The sequence below is a fragment of the Polaribacter sp. PL03 genome, from assembly GCF_033875165.1.
Lineage (GTDB): Bacteria > Bacteroidota > Bacteroidia > Flavobacteriales > Flavobacteriaceae > Polaribacter.
The window spans coordinates 1-1,216 of record NZ_JAWZSV010000034.1 but is presented as its reverse complement, the minus strand read 5'-3'; the positions used below and the strand labels follow the sequence as shown (position 1 = coordinate 1,216).

2 protein-coding genes are annotated in these 1,216 nt (G+C 28.0%); both read right to left on the bottom strand.

Annotated elements, in window-relative coordinates:
• Nucleotides 1-303: 303 nt before the first annotated feature.
• Nucleotides 304-687 carry a hypothetical protein gene (locus SHK09_RS15395; protein ID WP_319811678.1) on the bottom strand — a complete coding sequence of 128 codons (384 nt, stop codon included), beginning with the start codon at nucleotides 685-687 and terminating at the stop codon, nucleotides 304-306.
• A gap of 29 nt (nucleotides 688-716) precedes the next feature.
• Nucleotides 717-1,082 carry a hypothetical protein gene (locus tag SHK09_RS15390; protein WP_319811677.1) on the bottom strand — a complete coding sequence of 122 codons (366 nt, stop codon included), beginning with the start codon at nucleotides 1,080-1,082 and terminating at the stop codon, nucleotides 717-719.
• Between the last annotated feature and the right edge of the window lie 134 nt (nucleotides 1,083-1,216).

Here is a 1,216-nt window from a genome sequence, read left to right as displayed (position 1 = left end):
TTTAAAAAATCTAACGAGCGAGAGAGTGTTCCACAAATATTCAGTTTTTTTGTTTTTCAGAGTTTCAATTCCGCATTTTTGGATTTTTGAGCAATGAAATATAACGTTTGGTGTATGATTAGTGCGGGAATTGAAAGTCAGAGGACTTTCAGTTTAGCACGAGGCAAAGCATTTTGTTTGCCTTTATTTTTTCTGAACTAAAGACAAATCAAAATGATTTGACGGACTTCATAAATATACACTAAACTTTGAATTAAACACAAACTCCCGCATTAATTATACACATTGTTGTATGCAGTTTTTTTATTTAATCATTTTTTGTTTCTTTAATAAATTTTCAATCATTGGTTTTGTGTATTTTTCTTCAGGGTCAATATTTTTATCATCACCATTGTGATGATACTCTCCAGAATCAAAAGCTTCAAAACATTCCCATAAAGTCTCTGAAAAATCACAATTCTTAATGTAATTATTATTAGTAACCCAATGGCCATAAACTATATTCATAATAAGGTCTCCCTGATTAAAATCAATATCTCCATTCCAATATTTTAGAGAAGTTTCAATTGAAATTTTTTCCATCAATTCTAAAGGATATTCCTCAAGAATTCCTAAAATATCATCAAAATCAATTTCTTCTAATATCTTTTCAATTATTTCGTCAATACTATAGTTGTATTTATTCATAATATTATAGCTTTTCTTGCATACATTTTTTATAATTTCATTGGAGGTCCTGATTGTCCGATAATTTTTCCACCAATAGTTATTAATTCAAATAGTCTTAGAACAGCTATATTCAATTCATCTTGATTACAATAATATCCATTTATTTTTCCATATTCGGTATAGTCCGAAATGTTAAATCCATCTTCAATATCATTGTACCAAATTATTTTTCTACCACAAATTGCAACAACCCAAAATCCGCCACCTTTATTTCCGAAAGTTGGTTCACTCCATTTTTCGGGACTAATGTTAATTAGCTTCCAAAAATTCAGATAATTGTCTTTTAAATTAGATTTAGTTTTCCAAATTTCAGTGTGTAGTTCTTTTTCAGTTATTGGTTCCCACTTACTCATTTCAATTTAGGTGTTTTGTATTATACTGATATAGGTTGACCTTTTTTTAGGTTAATTTATACCGTTCAAACTTTTTTTTTAGTCGTTTAGAAGGCAAAAAATATTTTGAACTAGTTTTGTTTTTAAATTGTTAG

Excerpts from the sequence above, each read along its gene's own strand:
- SHK09_RS15395 (WP_319811678.1), bottom strand. The coding sequence starts at position 687 with ATGAATAAATACAACTATAGTATTGACGAAATAATTGAAAAGATATTA.
- SHK09_RS15390 (WP_319811677.1), bottom strand. The coding sequence starts at position 1,082 with ATGAGTAAGTGGGAACCAATAACTGAAAAAGAACTACACACTGAAATT.